Source organism: Sessilibacter corallicola (assembly GCF_021290925.1).
GTDB lineage: Bacteria > Pseudomonadota > Gammaproteobacteria > Pseudomonadales > Cellvibrionaceae > Sessilibacter > Sessilibacter corallicola.
In genome coordinates this window covers 626,674-642,880 of sequence record NZ_JAJSLX010000001.1, presented here as the reverse complement: position 1 = coordinate 642,880, position 16,207 = coordinate 626,674, and the positions used below count along the sequence as shown (strand labels likewise).

The following is a 16,207-nucleotide window of genomic DNA, read 5'->3' as shown; positions in this document are numbered from 1 at the left end:
TAGAAGTGACAATTCTTATAATTTATTTTTTTTTTATTTTGCTTGTCTGATTGTTATTGGTCTAAATGATTTTTTAAATGTTTTAAATTGTTCTGTTAATTTGTGTATCTGTATATCAATATTTTTTGTGCGTAATATCGTGTAATACACTAGTTTTTTCTCCGAGCTTACACTGAATAACGATTGAAGTTTTTGGTTGAATTATGACAAAGCTAAAATTGTATAACACGGAGATAATCTATGAGTTCAGTCTGCTTTTTACATAGTAATAAACCCAGGTTAAGGTAGTTAGAAAAGTTTTATCTGATATAAAAATAATTGAGTTGGAAAAGGAGGTCTACTCATTTATACCTGACAAAATTAACGTCGTATTGATTGAGTATCCCGCCAGTAACATTGATATAAAGCAACTGATTAAAAATCTTAAAGATCGCATATCTGGTTCAATATATATTTTTATGTTGATGGAGCCGACCTATGTCAACAGGGAAAAAGTATTTGCATTAGGTGCGGATGATTATCTTTCTGTGCCCTTGTTAGATACTGAGTTATATATGAAAGTAACTCGTGTTTGTGATCGTATGAATAGCCCTAAAACACAGAGTAAGCAAAATGATTTTTCCCCGAAAGAACGATTATTTGCGACTTCATGCAGGTTTCTTATAGACAATATGGATTGTGATATTGCATTGAACGATTTGTGTGTGAGCGTTGGCTGCAATAGAAATAAATTGAATGCAATTTTTAACGCGATGGTTGGTTGCGGTCCGATGGCTTGGTTACGCGAACAGAGATTGTTGAAATCAATAGAGTTGATTAAAACAACCCGTAAGCCGATTCATTTGATAGCCCTGGATGTTGGGTTTTCTAACTTCAATTATTTTTCCACCTTATTTAAAAAACGATTTGGGTGTCAACCCTCGTCTCTGCGTGGCTGTAATTAATGCAGAATAGCTTCTTTTAAATTGATTTTTTCAGTTGTGAAAAAATCAAACCTTTTAATGAAGAAATCAAACGTCACTAACGCTACGGCTTGATATCGTTTTTATACGGTTTTCAAAGCCGATTAAATAACATTTACCAAGGATTATTTTATGAGTACTCAATACACTCTGAAGGTACATAACAATTCATCGCAAACAGGTAGCTTCTGTATATTTCAGGAATCTCCGGATGTTAATGAAATTGAAATCGCTACGCTAGCGTGGCTGGCGAAAGAAGCGCACCCAACAACTAAGCTTTTATTCGATTGGACGTTAGATTACAACTTTATCTGGTCGAGAACAAAAAACCTTGAGCCAGGAACAAAAGTGTTTGCAAGCCAATCTTGGGATGCAAACTTAAAAACCCAAAACAAAGTTGAATTTGATTACAACTCCAATGCCTACACCTTTGATGATCAAGCTCAAGGAGAGCAGGAAGGAACATTGTACATAAACCAAACTCAACGCATTAAATCCGGTGAAGTTAGCTTGGGTATTGGTATGTCTGGAAAAGGTACCTTTGTTGTGGGTTCACAACCGAATATGCAAGTCATGATGCGACCGAAACCTGCCTATTGGATCGTATTCGGAAATTACACCGAAGGTGAAATTCTCGATATTGGCACCGTAACTCCTAATGCGTACAAGCTAGAGTACCGTGGTGTTACCGATCTTGAAATCGAATTTACCGCAAAAAATACTTGGAAAGAGCTATAGTTTACTCGTTAGTTATTCAAGTTAGATAACATATATTTCTGGGAGAATTCAGATACTGATAAAGCAATTTATCTATCTGATTCTCTCCAGAATGGTAAACCTCTGAACAATATTTATGTGGAGGAGTTATGACCGTATTTGATGACAACGGTGAGTTCGTTATTTCGCAAGACGTTTTTAAAAACATGTTTCCTAACCGTAGCGCGCTTTATACCTACGATGGGTTAATCGAAGCGGTAGAGGTATTTGAGTCTCAGTTGATTGGCTCAACCATGGAACTGACCTTAACCAATATTCTCGCTTTTTTGGCAAATGCCGCTCATGAAACCACGGGTGATGGCAGTGACAGTAACACCTACACCAGGGGATTGTATTTCGCTAACGAAGGTGGCGAGTATGTCGAAGAATTGTGTGCCCATAACCCAGAAGATCAAGTGTGGTGCACAGGTTATGGACTGACACCTGATGGTAAGCAATCTTATTATGGGCGGGGAGCTTTGCAAATTTCTTACGCTTTTAATTACGAAAAAGCGCGAGACTCGATTCCTAATTCTGACGAAGACATTTATCAAAACCCCAAAGCCGTCGCGCAAGTACCGTATTTGGGTTGGGCTACGGCGCTATGGTTTTGGTGTACGGCCAGTAACAACAAGCCATCGTGTTCGGATGTTATTTTGCAAAAGTGGCAACCTTCTGAAAACGATCAGCAAAAAGGCAGAGTAAATACCACGTTTGCCAATCGAATGGGTGTAGTTACCAATATCATTAATGGCGGTATTGAAGCCGGTAACTGGAATCCATCGGCAGGTGAGGTAGTACCTATTAGAGCGTTAGAGAGCGTTCAGAACAAACAGGCAATTAATCGCCAACAGTATTACCAATATTTTTCTGAGAATTATTTCAGTGGTCGAGTGCAAACGATGACCGAAGAAGAATATGGTATTAATCAAGCCGCTAGTATGGCTAACTTTAACTATTAATTGATCAGATGTTAAGGAAAAATATCATGGCAAATTACATGACACAGTCAATGGATTCACCTAAAACTGAAAAGATTACTTACTATCGTAAACAATCTCAGCCACACCCTTCACACGAAGAGTCCAGTCAATTTACTCGTGACGCTAAGAAAAATTATGCCGAGTTTAATCATATCCCTGAGGCGGATGTGGAAGAGGGTTCGTATCGAAGTGGTCAGGGAATTCCGACTGGTGGTAAAACCTACGAAATCTAAATTTATCTTGGCGGTACTCAAGTTCTTTCTTTGAGGTATCCGTAAAATAAGCGGATTACTTCAAATATTTCTGACTAATACTTAGATTACGCTTTGTTATCTTTGGGTTAGTCAGATTGTTATTTCTGCATTTCACTTTCTTTTAGTAATTAAAAAATAATTCTAAGTAACGGGATTATCTCATCAACGCCACGCTCTTAATCTGCGCATACACGATTTTCCCTACAGTCAATTCCAATTGATGGGCGGACAATTTGGTGATTTGTGATAAAAAGTAATCGCCGCCCATATCCAATTTAATCAGTACTTTTGCCGGATCAACCGTTGGTGTGATGGATGCAATTTTTACCGGAAATGCATTGGTGATGCTGGTGTTTTGCGCAGGCGTCAATGCCAAGCTGACGTCTTTGGCGCTAATTCGAATTCTTGCTTTGTGGCCAATAGGTAAATTTAATTTTGAAACTGCAACTGTGCCGCCTTGAATTTTGACGTAGGTTAAATGAAATTCCTCATTGTGTTTAGAAACAACACCCGTAACCGCAGCACTCGCTTCCTCTAATTTTGCCAAGGGTAAATCGGTGCGGGTGAGTACGTCGTTTAAGTGGCCTGTGGCTTCAACGTGTCCGTCTTTGAGCAGGACAATATCATCGGCAATGCGTAATACTTCATCCGGCGAATGGCTGACGTAAAATACGGGAATATCCAATTGCTGATTGAGCTGCTCTAAATAGGGCAGAATTTCGGCCTTACTTTGAATATCTAAGCTTGCCAGCGGCTCATCCATTAATAATAACTGTGGGTTAGTAAGCAGTGCGCGAGCAATAGCGACTCGTTGGCGTTGGCCGCCAGAAAGCTGACTCGGCAAGCGCTTTAATAATGAATTAATACCCACAAGATGAATAGCGTCGTCATAGCCGATGGATTTTTCGCTGGCTTTTCGGCGTTTAAACCCGTACTGCAAATTCTTTTCTACCGATAAATGCGGAAATAAATTCGCTTCCTGAAACACATAACCAATAGGACGTTTGTGGGCTGGTAAATTAATATCGGTGTTTTGCCAAGGTTCTCCATTAAAAATAAAAATCCCTTCATCCGCTTGTTCCAATCCGGCAATGCAGCGTAACAAAGTGGTTTTGCCGGAACCCGATTGGCCGAATAAAGCGGTAACACCCGTGCCATTTGCCGTGAATTTCACATTCAGATGAAACTCTGGTCGATTGACTTGATAATGCACGGTAATTTCAGTCATGGTGAGCGGGTGTTTTTGCGGTAGCGAGTGGAGATTTAGAGTTTAAAAAGTACAGTAAAAATAAAACAACAAATGAAAATACAATCATTAATAACGACAGTGCATGGGCTTGATCGTATTCGATGGATTCCACATGATCGTAAATGGCAATGGAAAGTACTTTGGTTTCGCCGGGAATATTGCCGCCAATCATTAAAATAACACCGAATTCACCAATAGTATGGGCAAAGCTCAACACCGCTGCGGTTAATATTCCCGGTCTGGCTATGGGCAGCGCGACGGTAAAAAAACGATCCCATGGTGAAGCGCCTAACGTGGCGGCGGCTTCAATGGGTTTTCTGCCCATTGATTCAAAAGCGTTTTGAATCGGCTGTAGGGCAAACGGAAACGAATAAATAATGGAGGCAATCACCAAGCCCTGAAAGGTAAACGCCAGGCTGGTAAAACCCAAAAATTGACTGAGTTGGCCCAGCGGACCGTCAGTGCCCAACAGCAGCAGTAAATAAAACCCCAACACCGATGGCGGTAACACCAAAGGTAAGGTTGCCACCGCCGTAGCAATGCTCTTGGTTCTGCGGCTCGACCCCGTTAGCCACCAAGCAAGCGGCGTGGCGATAATCAACAGTAGCACCGTTGTGATAACCGCCAGTTTCAGCGATAGCACAATGGGTGTGGTATCCAGTGTGGTTAAAAAGTCCAAAAGCACGCTCTGTTACTCAGCCTATATATGCCACCGAGACTAATTCAAGGTTGGTAAGGGTGCAAGTGAGTGCGGTGCTGGAATGCCAAAATAGTACTCTGTGGTAGGTCTAAAATATCGTAACTGTTTGAATTTTATGGATATTGTAGAATTTTGAGGTATTGTTAAGGGTTGGCTCGTTCGCTGTGGATAACTGTTTTGGCGAAGCTGTGAAAGAATTAATACGTTGAGTCAGCTGTTTTCAATGGTTCTGCTCTTAATAAAACCGAAACCAGCTGTATAAAAATAAAATTAAGTCCAGCTTGTTATTAAAATTACCACACTGTAAAAATCCACTCTGCGTGTTTTTAAAATCGTTCTCTTTGTTCTACAAAACTGCCTCTTCTCGTTCAGTTATCGAGTATTTTGAATTAATATTCTTTTGGCTGATGAGTGCATGCACGTTGTTTATTGCAAAAACTTTAAACCGAAAAGCGAGGAAACCATGGCGGATGGTGGGCGGGAAGAAATTGATGATAGTACCGGTAAGAATAGCGGTGGTAAGTTTGATCGGGATAAATATCGAGAAGAATTAGAACCCCAGTTTAAAGAACTGTATAAAAAAGATAAATATCTGCCTGCCACCCTAGCTTATCGATCAGCCTTGCGTGTATTTCCATTAATTGCTGAAAGAGGCCATTTTGATTTTTGGAACACTAAAGAAGATTTGAGAGCGTTTTACGCGCTATCGCTGTACGAGATGTTATTGTTAACATCAAAAGCGTGTTTATCCCAAACTGATAACGATTTAAAACGACTAAGAGAATTCGGAAACGCAGCCTCCGCAGCCGCCGACTACATCACCGCCGCCGATGCCGTCGCCTACGTCTCCGTCTACGCCGATGCCGTCGTCTCCGTCTCCGTCTACGCCGCCGCCTTCGCCGCCGCCGTCGCTGCCGCCTCCGCCGTCTACGCCGCTACTGCCCCCGACGTCTCCGCCGCTACTGCCCCCACTGCCCCCGACGTCTCCGCCGCTACTGCCCCCACTGCCGCCGACGTCGACGTCTCCGCCGCCACTGCCGCCGACGCCACCGCCTCCTACGTCGCCTTTATTAAAGTCATTGAGGTTAACCAGCAGGAGATAAATTTCGCAAACACGCATTCCTTAGAAGAACTAATAGAACAACCCATTTGGCCTTCAGGTGTTCCTGACGATGTTATTGCGGTATACAACTCGAAATTTAAACCCGCCGTAATTGCCCTTGCTGATGAGCAAGCCGATAAATCTGTTGCTGATGCCTTGTTAAAAATGCTGGCCGATTACGAAGTACTGCTACAACTGGGCGATGTAGACGAAAATCTGACACAAATTATTTCACCCGAAACCGCCGCTGAAAATGAAGCCGCAATATCGGATGCGTTAAATAGAGAGGGTTTAGTTAAAGCGCTTTATGAAAAGCTGAAACACCATTCTAATAAAGGCCATTTAACGGTGGGTTTGCTGGGTCATTGGGGTTCAGGTAAAACGCGGATTTTAAATTTATTAAAAGATAGAGTGTTTTATAAAAATAAAAAGAATGCTAACGAAGAGAAAAACACTGAATTTATTTGGGGCGAGTTTAACGCTTGGGCTTACGAACATACCGAAAATATACAAGCGGGAATGGCCCACGAAATTATTCAAGCATTAACTCGATATCGAATTCCTTTTAAAGAAAACAAAACGTCCTATCGTTTTGTTGAATATTTACGATATAAAGGTTATCGCTTGTGGCGTTGGTTGGTTTGGTCGGCATCGTCTCGATTGTGGTTAGCCGCTGAATTTGCGGCCCATCGTTACCCGGTAAAGTCGTTATTGTTTGGTGTGGTATTGTTGATCAGCAGTTTTATTGCGGAATTTATTTTTGCAAATTGGGGTGATATTTCTCAAATAAATGCCAGCAGTTACGCTGAATTCTCAAAATCCATTGCCAAGTTAGGGTTGGGTAACATTGCCGCATTGGGCAGTGTGCCTTTTTTATTGGTTTGGTTCTATAAACAAGTAAAACAATTATTTTCGCAACCCTATACAAAAGAATTATTAACCTATATTAAATTACCGAGCTACGCTAAACACCTTGGTTTGGTATCTGAAATGCGCGATGATATCGCCCTAATGTGTAAGTTGCGCTTACAGAGAACCTTTTTAGGGCTGGGAAAACAAAAACGCTTAATTTTTGTGGTAGACGATCTCGATCGTTGTAGCCCTGATGGCATCGTGAAAACCTTAGAAGCCGTTCGCTTAATTTTAGATATCGAAAATGTCACGGTGATTCTCGCCATCGATCAACGCATTGCACTGGCAGCGCTGGCGTATCATTATCAAGAAATTCAAGAGTTTCATACCAGTGGTGATGCCAGAACCATCGCTCGCGATTACTTGGGTAAAATTATTCATTTACCCATTAATATTCCCGAGCCGGATATAGAAACCGTAAAAGGTTATATGGGCTACGTTTGGCAAAATGACGAAGGCGATTCGGAAGAATTGGATTGGCGCCAACTAGTCTTGCCAGAAGATAAAGCCAAAATGGAACAGGGTGATAATTCAGATGAACGCCCAAAACAGCCAAGTGAGGAACAGCAAGATTCGGATTCAGGAAAAGATACTGGTTCTGAAAAAGATAGTAATAAAAAACTCACGGTAGAAGAAGTAGCACAATTAATTTTAGAAGAGCCATTACCAGAAGCGGTTAAGCCCAAACCTGAAAGCATCCTAAAAGGCTTAACGCCAGAACAAAAAGCTGCTTTTGTTTATTGGACGGACCAGTTCCAGTTAACCAATCCACGCCAACTTAAACGCTTGCACAACAGTTACAATTTACTGCAGCTGGTGAGTGAGAAAATCGATAAGATCGTCAGTGATAAATATCACTTGGCGTTTGGTTATCTGGTCACTTTGATTGCATTGGAGTTTATCAATAATCAGTTAGATTTGCGTTTGGCCAGCGAATTAAAAGACTATTTATTCAGCGGTAAAACCGATGACGAAGATACGCCAATCGGAGAAACGCCAGAATCCTTAAAGCCATTGAACGATGACAACCTTATTGGTACGTGTAGAAATGCGCGTGAGGTCATTTGTACAGCGGCAGACGTGTTGGTTTCTTACGATTCTAATCACAGTAAATTATCGGCGCTCTTTTCATTGGTAAACGCATTTGTTCTGCCTGCAATTGAAGTGGTAAATGCTAAATCGGTTAAATTTGAAAATAGCGAAGTAAAAACTTGACCATTTGAATTGTATTTTTAAGCTACTTGTTGGCTTTCAGTATTGGCTTTCAGAGTTGATTTTTACGCGCTGTATTTTTTTGAATTATTATTTTACAATTGCTCCTAATTATTTATAGAAACCTCTGAATAATTTAAAAATATTATCAGGAATTTTCACTCAGCTCAGTGAGCACAGGGAGCTTTGCTTATGAGCATTAGTATTGATAATGTCACTCGGTCTTTTTCTAAATCCAATCCCAACGCTCACGCGGAACGTGAAAAGGGGTTTGATTTAAAATCTTTTCAAGATCGGATTCGTAACAGAACCTCGCAATTGTATCGTCGCGATAAATTCCTGCCGCGTGCCATTGCTTTGCGTGCTGTTACTCGAATTTTTCCGGCACTTGCGGTGACCGGTGATTTTAATTATTGGTTAACGAATAACGAAAATGCATCGGCTGAAAAAACCAATAATAAGCACCAAATTATAGATAACCGTGCCTATAATTTATTGCGGTTATTTCAAACGTTATCGCTTGCCAAACAGATTTGTACCGGTTTAGAAGGCGACCGCTCCAATTACGTAGACACCGCCATTGAAGCCGCCAGAGGCTCTTACGCGGCAGCGAATGATGCCGGTGATTCGGTTTCAGCCAAAGCCGCCCATGCGGTTGCTTATTTGGGCGCTTATGCGGCAGAGGCCGACGTGTGTGCGCCTGCGTTTACCTATTCTTATTCTATTGAAGCTGCAAAGAGCAGTGGCTATTGTGACGAGCTGGTGGCTAATATCGAGCAAGATTTAGACGCGGCTAAAAATTCCAGCGCGATCGATTTATTAAAAAGCCCATTGTGGCACGGTGCAGCGCCGGATGCGTTTGTTGAGCTGTACAGTGGTTCTTTTCGCCCGTTGGTACAGGCAATTGCTTCTGACTCAATTGATGAAAAAATCGTTGTCGCACTTCGGCATTTGCTAAAAGTGTATGAATCTCTTGCGCAGTTGCAAATTAAATCGGCGGTGAAACAAACCATCAGTGCTGAGACATCGTCGGAGTCTGATTCCGATATTTCCGATGCATTAAATCGGAAATCGTTGGTTAATGCCTTGGTGAATAAATTTACCCACAAGTCCAATTCTGGGCATTTAACCGTGGGGTTGCTGGGTTATTGGGGATCTGGGAAAACTCGAATTCTGGATTTACTCAAAGAGCGTTTAGTGACCAAAGAATCCAATTTTATTTGGGGAGAATTTAACGCTTGGGCTTATGAGTATACTGATAATATTCAAGCCGGAATGGCTCATGAAATTATTAATGCGCTAACAGAATTTCGTGTTCCTTACGAGCCGCCCATAAAAAAAGAAAGTAACGGTAAAAAAGAGAGTGATGGTAAAAAAGAGAATGACGGTAAAACGGGCACTGGTTTAAAAAACGAAATTTACGCGTACTTCGATTATTTAAAATACAGGCTTGAACGCACGTTTTTGTGGAATGCGTGCGCTCGAAATTACCTGGCTGCTAATTTTGTAACTCACAGCCATCCCATTAAATCCATCCGTTTGGGTGCGGTATTGGTAGTGTTGTGTGTGCTGGTTATGTTTATTGTTCAAAGTTGGCCGGATATTTACAACGCTAAATTTAACGATTACAAAGAATTCGAAGGTGTTATTGACGGGATTATTGCCGCGAATATAGCCGCACTGGGTTCCTCGGTGACCCTAGTGTATTTTCTGATTCGCCAAGTTAAACGCTTGTTTTCTCAACCCTATACCAAAGAATTGCTGACCTACGTAAAAATGCCGAGTTACGCGCAGCACATTGGTTTGGTCTCGGAGATGCGCAGCGATATTGCATTAATGTGTGATTTGCGGTTAAAGAAATCGTTATTTGGTTTATTAAAACCCAAGCGCATGATTTTTGTCGTTGATGATCTAGATCGATGCAGTCCTGAAGGTATTGTTAAAACGCTCGAAGCGGTGCGTTTAATTTTAGATATTGAAAACGTTACCGTTATTCTCGCCATTGATCAGCGTATTGCGTTGGCAGCACTGGCGCACCACTACCGAGAATTACAGGGTTATCACACCAGTGGTGATGCTAAATCCATTGCCCGCGATTATTTGGGAAAAATAATTCACATTCCTATTAATTTACCGGAACCAGATTTTAATTCAGTGGCGGGGTACATGAGCCATGTGTGGAAGGAACATGAAAATCCACGTAAGCCAAGTTGGCTAAACGATGTTATGCCTGGTAAAACTGTGTTCGAACGTTCCGAGCAAAATAGCAATAACGACGAAAACCAAGAATTTAACGCGTCTATTTTAGAAAGTGAAACCTATCAATCGATTGATGAGTTGGCTGATTTTGTTTTAGAAGAGCCGGTGTCGGAATCGGTAGATTCGGAACAACTGCTTGAGGGATTAACCGACGATCAAAAAGCGGCGTTTGTCTATTGGACTCAACAATTCCAATTGGTGAATCCAAGGCAATTGAAACGCTTGCACAACAGTTACAACTTGTTGCAGTTAGTCAGTGAGAAAAACGATACCGTGGTTTCTAATCGCCACCATTTGGCGTTTGGGTATTTGGTGTCGTTAATTGCGCTTGAATTCGTTAATAATCAAACCAATTTAAAAATCACCAAAAAATTAAAATGCTATTTATTCTCAATGGATAAAGTCAGCTACGAATTTGCCGAAGCGTACATGCTCGAAAATAATCGCTGTGAAATCGACGGTTTAGTTTCTGACGATGTTTCTATTGCTTGCGGTAAAGCGCGAGATATTATTGAAATGACCGCGGCACAGTTTATTCCTGAAAACCCTCATAAAAGTAAGTTGGAAGTGCTCTACGATTTTGTCAATTCATTTGTATTGCCGACCATTGAGGTAGACGAGGATATTAAACCGGTTGATGAAGGCTAGTTATCAACAAATCTCAAGGAAGAGATTAGGTAAATTCAAACGTAGTTTGGGTAACGTTTTAAAGAGATGATATTAATAATTGTGGAAAGGTAACCTGAAAAAGGTTTTGGAAATGGTAGCTAGGGGGAGACTTGAACTCCCGACCTCAGCATTATGAGTGCTGCGCTCTAACCAGCTGAGCTACCTAGCCACTACCATGCAGTTCGCTAACTTTAAGTATTACTCTAAAACTTAAGCAATTAACTCAAAAATTAGCAACCAAGATTTCTGAAATGACGTTGTGGAAATTGGAGTTTTCCGTTTCGAATCAGTCACTTGGTGAGGGCGCGAATTATTACTAACCCAGGCGTTTCTGTCAAGGCAAAAGCCTGGGTTATTTTCGGTTTTTTATCGATTAAACGTTAAAGCGGAAGTGAATGACGTCGCCGTCTTTAACGATGTAGTCTTTGCCTTCCAAACGCCATTTGCCTGCGTCTTTCGCACCGGATTCGCCGTTGAATTCAACGAAGTCATCGTAAGAGACGATTTCTGCGCGAATGAAGCCTTTTTCGAAGTCGGTGTGGATTTTACCGGCCGCTTGCGGTGCGGTGGCGCCAACGGGAATGGTCCAGGCGCGAACTTCTTTTACACCGGCGGTGAAGTAGGTGTGTAAGCCCAGTAGCTCGTAACCCGCGCGAATAACACGGTTAAGGCCCGGCTCTTCCATGCCCAGATCGGCGAGGAATTCAGTTTTTTCTTCGTCGTCGAGTTCGGCGATTTCGGCTTCTAGCTTGTTGCAGATTGCCACAACAACGGCGTTTTCGCCTTCTGCCATGGCACGAACTTTGTCGAGCAATGGATTGTCATCAAAACCGTCTTCGTCGACGTTGGCGATGTACATGGTTGGTTTGAGCGTCAGCAGGCTCAACGGCTTAAGCATGGCCAGTTCGTCGTCATTTAACGCAAACGAGCGCAATGGTTGTGCTTCGTTCAAGTGTGGAAGAATTTTCTCGCACAACTCTTTCATGGCCTTGGCGTCTTTGTCTTGGCCTTTGGCGAGCTTGGCGTAGCGAGTCAGTGCTTTTTCGACGCTGTCGAGGTCGGCCAATGCTAATTCGGTGTTGATGACTTCCACGTCGGAATCCGGGTTCACTTTACCATCAACGTGAACAACGTTTTCATCGTCAAAGCAGCGAACTACGTGGGCAATGGCGTCGGTTTCGCGAATGTTAGCCAGGAATTGGTTGCCCAAACCTTCACCTTTGGAGGCGCCAGCTACGAGCCCGGCGATATCAACGAATTCCATGGTGGTTGGAACTACGCGCTCAGGACTCACGATTTCGGCGAGCTTGTCTTGGCGTGGATCGGGAACGGGTACGACGCCCGAATTTGGCTCGATGGTGCAGAATGGGAAGTTTTCTGCGTCGATGCCTGCTTTGGTAAGTGCGTTAAAAAGGGTGGATTTACCAACGTTTGGCAAACCGACGATACCACATTTAAAGCCCATGCTTGAGTTCCTGTGTGAGCGTGTTGATTAGAGCGATTGGGACTGTAATCACGATAAATTCTGAATGGGTGAAAAGCTCGGCATTCTACACCAGTGCAAGGCGGGTTCACATACAACCGCTGGCGATTCGATGCGCGAGGCTTTTTCCGACGATTAAGTCGCGGTATGCAAATCCTGCATGGCCTGATTCCACTTGCCTTCCATCAGTTGCGGCAAGACTTTAGCGGCTTGGTAGCTGGCTTCGCTGATTTTGTCGCGATCGATCGTCGGGGCTTTCTTTAAAACGTATCCCGATACCATTTTAGCGTTGCCCGGATGGCCAATGCCTAAACGCAGACGGGCAAAATCTTTGCTGTTGCCAAGGGCCGAGATGGTATCGCGCAAGCCATTGTGGCCGCCGTGGCCGCCGCCAACTTTGAGCCGGGCCACACCCGGTTCCATATCGAGTTCATCATGAGCTACCAAAATGCTTTTGGGTTCCACCTTAAAAAAGTTTGCCAGCGCGGCTATGGATTTGCCGCTGCGATTCATAAAGGTGGTGGGAATCAACAGCTTGATATCGCGATTATTGACGATGCCTTTGCCATAAAAGCCGAAGTATTTAGTGTCTTGCTTTAGTGTGATGTTGTATTGCTCGGCAATAAGGCGAACAAAATCTTCACCCGCGTTATGACGAGTATTTTCGTACTCAGCACCTGGGTTTCCAAGGCCGACAAGAATTTTTACCGGAGCATCCATGAATGTTGAATCGGGTTGTAAAAAGGAGAGGGGATTTTGCCAGAAAAGGAGTGTTGATGCAGCCGGGTAGAACCGGCTGCAAGGAAGATAAGTGTTTAAACTTATTCTTCAGTGGCTGCTGCTTCGCCATCTTCGTCGCTAGAGCTTGCGCCGCGAGTTTTAGAGATGGTAGCAATTGCCAAGTCGTGGTCGTGAGCCAAATCAACAGAACTAACGCCTTCAGGAAGGGTGATTTCTGAGATGTGTAGGCTTTGGCCAACTTCAAGAGCAGCAACGTCAACTTCGATGAACTCAGGCAAGTCTTTAGGAAGACAAGTGATGTCCAATTCAGTGATGTTGTGAGTAACAACGCCGCCTTGAGTTTTAACACCAACACTGCTTGCTTCGTTGATGAAGTGCAGAGGTACTTTGGTGTGAAGCTTCTGATCAGCAGATACGCGCAAGAAGTCAGCGTGCAAAATGATTGGTTTTGCAGGGTGACGTTGCAAATCTTTTAAAATAACAGATTCAGAACCAGAACCAATGTTCAGAGTTACGATGTGAGAGTAGAACGCTTCGTTCTCAAGTTGCTTGATCAAGTCTTTATGAGCAAGGGTAATTTGAGTAGGCTCTTTGTCACCACCGTAGATGATTCCTGGAACTAAACCTTGTTCGCGACGCAGGCGGCGGCTCGCACCTTTCCCTGACACTTCACGAACTTCAGCACTAAGTACAAAATCTTCAGCCATTGCTGAGTCCTCTATATAAACACCAATCTCTTGCGACCAGAGAATTGGTTGGTTTTAAAAGCTTTAGTCTGTTCTAAACTAGAACGTTCTAAAGTGTGAAAATAAGTGCAATGTTTGATGTTTTCTAAACGAATTCAGACGTTATCGAAACATGGCACTCAATGATTCTTCGTTACAAATTCTGCGTACGCACTCGGCAAGCATCGGTGCGAGCGAAAGTTGGCGAATATTGCTGATGCCTTGAGCTTCCGCTGAAAGCGGGATCGAGTCGGTAACGACAAGCTCATCCAGCTCTGAATTGCGAATATTGTTGAGTGCGTTGCCAGAAAGTACTGGGTGCGTACAGTAGGCGACCACTTTTTCTGCACCAAAGCTCTTCAGGGCTTTGGCTGCGCCACATAGGGTGCCTGCGGTATCGACCATGTCGTCAACAAGAACGCAGGTTCGACCGTCAACGTCACCAATTAAGTTCATCACTTCGGCAACGTTCGCACGTGGGCGACGTTTATCGATAATGGCCAGGTCGATGTCGAGTTGTTTTGCCACAGCGCGGGCACGAACAACACCACCGATATCTGGCGATACAACAATGAGGTCTTCAAAGTCACGGCGCTCAATGTCATTGAGTAGCACTGGCGAGCCGTAAACGTTATCCACAGGTACTGCGAAGAAACCCTGAATTTGCTCGGAATGAAGATCGACGGTTAATACGCGGTCAACACCAACGGCAACCATCATATCGGCAACCACTTTGGCTGAAATAGGTACACGAGCGGATCGAACTCGACGATCTTGACGTGCGTAACCAAAGTAAGGAACAACGGCAGTAATTCTTCCAGCAGAAGCACGACCTAATGCATCGACCATGAAAATTAATTCCATGAGGTTGTCATTGGTGGGTGCGCAAGTTGGCTGAATGATGAAAACATCACGTCCGCGAACGTTATCGTTAAGTTCAACGGTGATTTCACCGTCAGAAAATTTACTCACTGCAGCATTGCCTAATGGAATACCGAGTTTGTCCGCAACAGCCTGGGCTAGGGCTTTGTTAGCATTGCCCGAAAATAACATCAAATCAGCCACAATAAATTTATCCTGAGTGGTTTGTTTGTGTGTGGATAAAAGACTGGAATAATCCAGGCGCGCTTTTTATCTAATTGTAAGCAATTATGCAATAAAAATTATTTGGCTCTGGATATTTAAATAGAATTCGCTTGAAATAAAATCGTAGAAGCTTACCGCGAGAATGGAATACTAACTAAATGCGTAAGCCTATAAATATGGCTGGGGTGGAAGGATTCGAACCTTCGCATGACGGGATCAAAACCCGCTGCCTTACCGCTTGGCTACACCCCAGTAGCAATTGACAGAGAAAGCTGTTCAACAGCAGGAGAAGTGTTTACTCCTTTAGCAACAAAACCGTTAATGTGTTTTGGCCGCTGTTTAAATATTGTTTGCGCAGTATCTTCGTCATCGACAGAAAGAAATACACAACAACCTGTTCCTGTCATTCGAGCTTGACCAAATTGGTCTAACCAAAGTCGAGCTTCTTTAACTTGAGAGTAAAGCTCCTCAACTAAGGGTTGGCAATCATTTTTTGTGCCTTGCCCGAAAGAGGTCGCTACTTTAATGATGGGAGTGTCTCTTGTCAAACGTTTATGTGAAAAAATTTTCGCAGTGGATACGTGGCAACCAGGATCGAGCACAATGAACCATTTTTTAGGCAAATCAAGGGGTTGTAGACGTTCACCGACACCTTCGGCGAACGAACTTTGACCACGAACAAACACTGGAATGTCCGCTCCAAGCTCTCTTCCGATATCGGCTAATTGATCGGCAGTTAAATCACAGTGCCACAAATAATTCAGCGCTAATAATGTGGTTGCGGCGTCACTGCTGCCACCACCAATACCACCTCCGGCGGGCAAAATTTTATTCAGATAAATATCGATACCCAAAAATTGTCGTGCGAACGGTTGTAATGAATAAGCCGCTTTCATTACTAAATTGTCGTCGCCTTCAAGGGATTTGTTCGAACAGGTAAACCGAATTGTATTGTCGGTATTTGGGGTGAAGGTCAGTTCATCGCCGAAATCCAAGAGTTGGAAAACGGTCTGCAAGTCGTGATAACCGTCTTCACGACGGCGATTAATATGGAGGAATAAATTTAATTTTGCCGGAGCGGGCAAGGTGAGCGATTGCATAACTGAGTTCTAAC

13 protein-coding genes and 2 tRNA genes are annotated in these 16,207 nt (G+C 43.1%); 6 read left to right on the top strand and 9 right to left on the bottom strand.

All coding sequences use genetic code 11. From position 1 onward, the window contains the following. Window positions 1-371: 371 nt before the first annotated feature. The 4 genes from LU361_RS02650 (at window position 372) to LU361_RS02635 (ending at window position 2,934) form a co-directional block, all read left to right on the top strand. On the top strand, window positions 372-944 hold the full coding sequence (locus LU361_RS02650) for an AraC family transcriptional regulator (protein ID WP_233086762.1): 573 nt from the start codon (window positions 372-374) through the stop codon (window positions 942-944). A gap of 150 nt (window positions 945-1,094) precedes the next feature. Continuing rightward, window positions 1,095-1,700: a hypothetical protein gene (locus LU361_RS02645; RefSeq protein ID WP_233086761.1), complete on the top strand. Its 606-nt coding sequence runs from the start codon at window positions 1,095-1,097 to the stop codon at window positions 1,698-1,700. Between the two features lie 128 nt (window positions 1,701-1,828). Then, window positions 1,829-2,680 carry a chitinase gene (locus LU361_RS02640; protein ID WP_233086760.1) on the top strand — a complete coding sequence of 284 codons (852 nt, stop codon included), beginning with the start codon at window positions 1,829-1,831 and terminating at the stop codon, window positions 2,678-2,680. 26 nt (window positions 2,681-2,706) lie between these two features. Then, entirely contained in the window at window positions 2,707-2,934 is a 228-nt protein-coding gene (locus tag LU361_RS02635; protein WP_233086759.1) for a hypothetical protein, read from the top strand. Between the two features lie 175 nt (window positions 2,935-3,109). On the opposite strand, the gene modC is transcribed toward LU361_RS02635, so the two are convergent. Continuing rightward, window positions 3,110-4,183 carry a molybdenum ABC transporter ATP-binding protein gene (gene modC / locus LU361_RS02630; protein WP_233086758.1) on the bottom strand — a complete coding sequence of 358 codons (1,074 nt, stop codon included), beginning with the start codon at window positions 4,181-4,183 and terminating at the stop codon, window positions 3,110-3,112. Next, the gene (gene modB, locus LU361_RS02625; RefSeq protein ID WP_233086757.1) at window positions 4,176-4,883 is read right to left on the bottom strand and encodes a molybdate ABC transporter permease subunit; all 708 of its coding nucleotides are present in this window, start codon (window positions 4,881-4,883) and stop codon (window positions 4,176-4,178) included. The genes modC and modB overlap by 8 nt, the downstream gene beginning before the upstream one ends. 484 nt (window positions 4,884-5,367) lie before the next feature. Here modB and LU361_RS02620 point away from each other — a divergent pair, with 484 nt between their 5' ends. Both LU361_RS02620 and LU361_RS02615 read left to right on the top strand, forming a co-directional pair. Beyond that, complete coding sequence (locus LU361_RS02620; RefSeq protein WP_233086756.1) at window positions 5,368-8,133, top strand: KAP family P-loop NTPase fold protein; 2,766 nt, start codon at window positions 5,368-5,370, stop codon at window positions 8,131-8,133. Between the two features lie 189 nt (window positions 8,134-8,322). Then, window positions 8,323-11,037 (top strand): KAP family P-loop NTPase fold protein, encoded by a 2,715-nt coding sequence (locus LU361_RS02615; RefSeq protein WP_233086755.1) that lies wholly within the window; start codon window positions 8,323-8,325, stop codon window positions 11,035-11,037. Between the two features lie 113 nt (window positions 11,038-11,150). Here the strand turns inward: LU361_RS02615 and LU361_RS02610 are convergent. From LU361_RS02610 to ispE, 7 genes are all read right to left on the bottom strand, one after another. Next, a tRNA-Met gene (locus LU361_RS02610) sits at window positions 11,151-11,227 on the bottom strand. Between the two features lie 204 nt (window positions 11,228-11,431). Beyond that, a complete protein-coding gene (gene ychF, locus LU361_RS02605; protein ID WP_233086754.1) occupies window positions 11,432-12,523 on the bottom strand; it encodes a redox-regulated ATPase YchF in 1,092 nt (363 codons plus the stop codon). Between the two features lie 153 nt (window positions 12,524-12,676). Next, window positions 12,677-13,261 carry an aminoacyl-tRNA hydrolase gene (pth, locus tag LU361_RS02600; RefSeq protein WP_233086753.1) on the bottom strand — a complete coding sequence of 195 codons (585 nt, stop codon included), beginning with the start codon at window positions 13,259-13,261 and terminating at the stop codon, window positions 12,677-12,679. A gap of 101 nt (window positions 13,262-13,362) precedes the next feature. After that, the gene (locus LU361_RS02595; protein ID WP_233086752.1) at window positions 13,363-13,989 is read right to left on the bottom strand and encodes a 50S ribosomal protein L25/general stress protein Ctc; all 627 of its coding nucleotides are present in this window, start codon (window positions 13,987-13,989) and stop codon (window positions 13,363-13,365) included. Window positions 13,990-14,130: 141 nt separating this feature from the next. Beyond that, window positions 14,131-15,060 (bottom strand): ribose-phosphate pyrophosphokinase, encoded by a 930-nt coding sequence (locus tag LU361_RS02590; RefSeq protein WP_250647594.1) that lies wholly within the window; start codon window positions 15,058-15,060, stop codon window positions 14,131-14,133. A 210-nt stretch (window positions 15,061-15,270) separates the two neighbouring features. Then, window positions 15,271-15,345 (bottom strand) — tRNA-Gln (locus tag LU361_RS02585). After that, a complete protein-coding gene (gene ispE, locus LU361_RS02580; RefSeq protein ID WP_233086750.1) occupies window positions 15,336-16,193 on the bottom strand; it encodes a 4-(cytidine 5'-diphospho)-2-C-methyl-D-erythritol kinase in 858 nt (285 codons plus the stop codon). Before ispE ends, LU361_RS02585 begins: the two co-directional genes overlap by 10 nt. Between the last annotated feature and the right edge of the window lie 14 nt (window positions 16,194-16,207).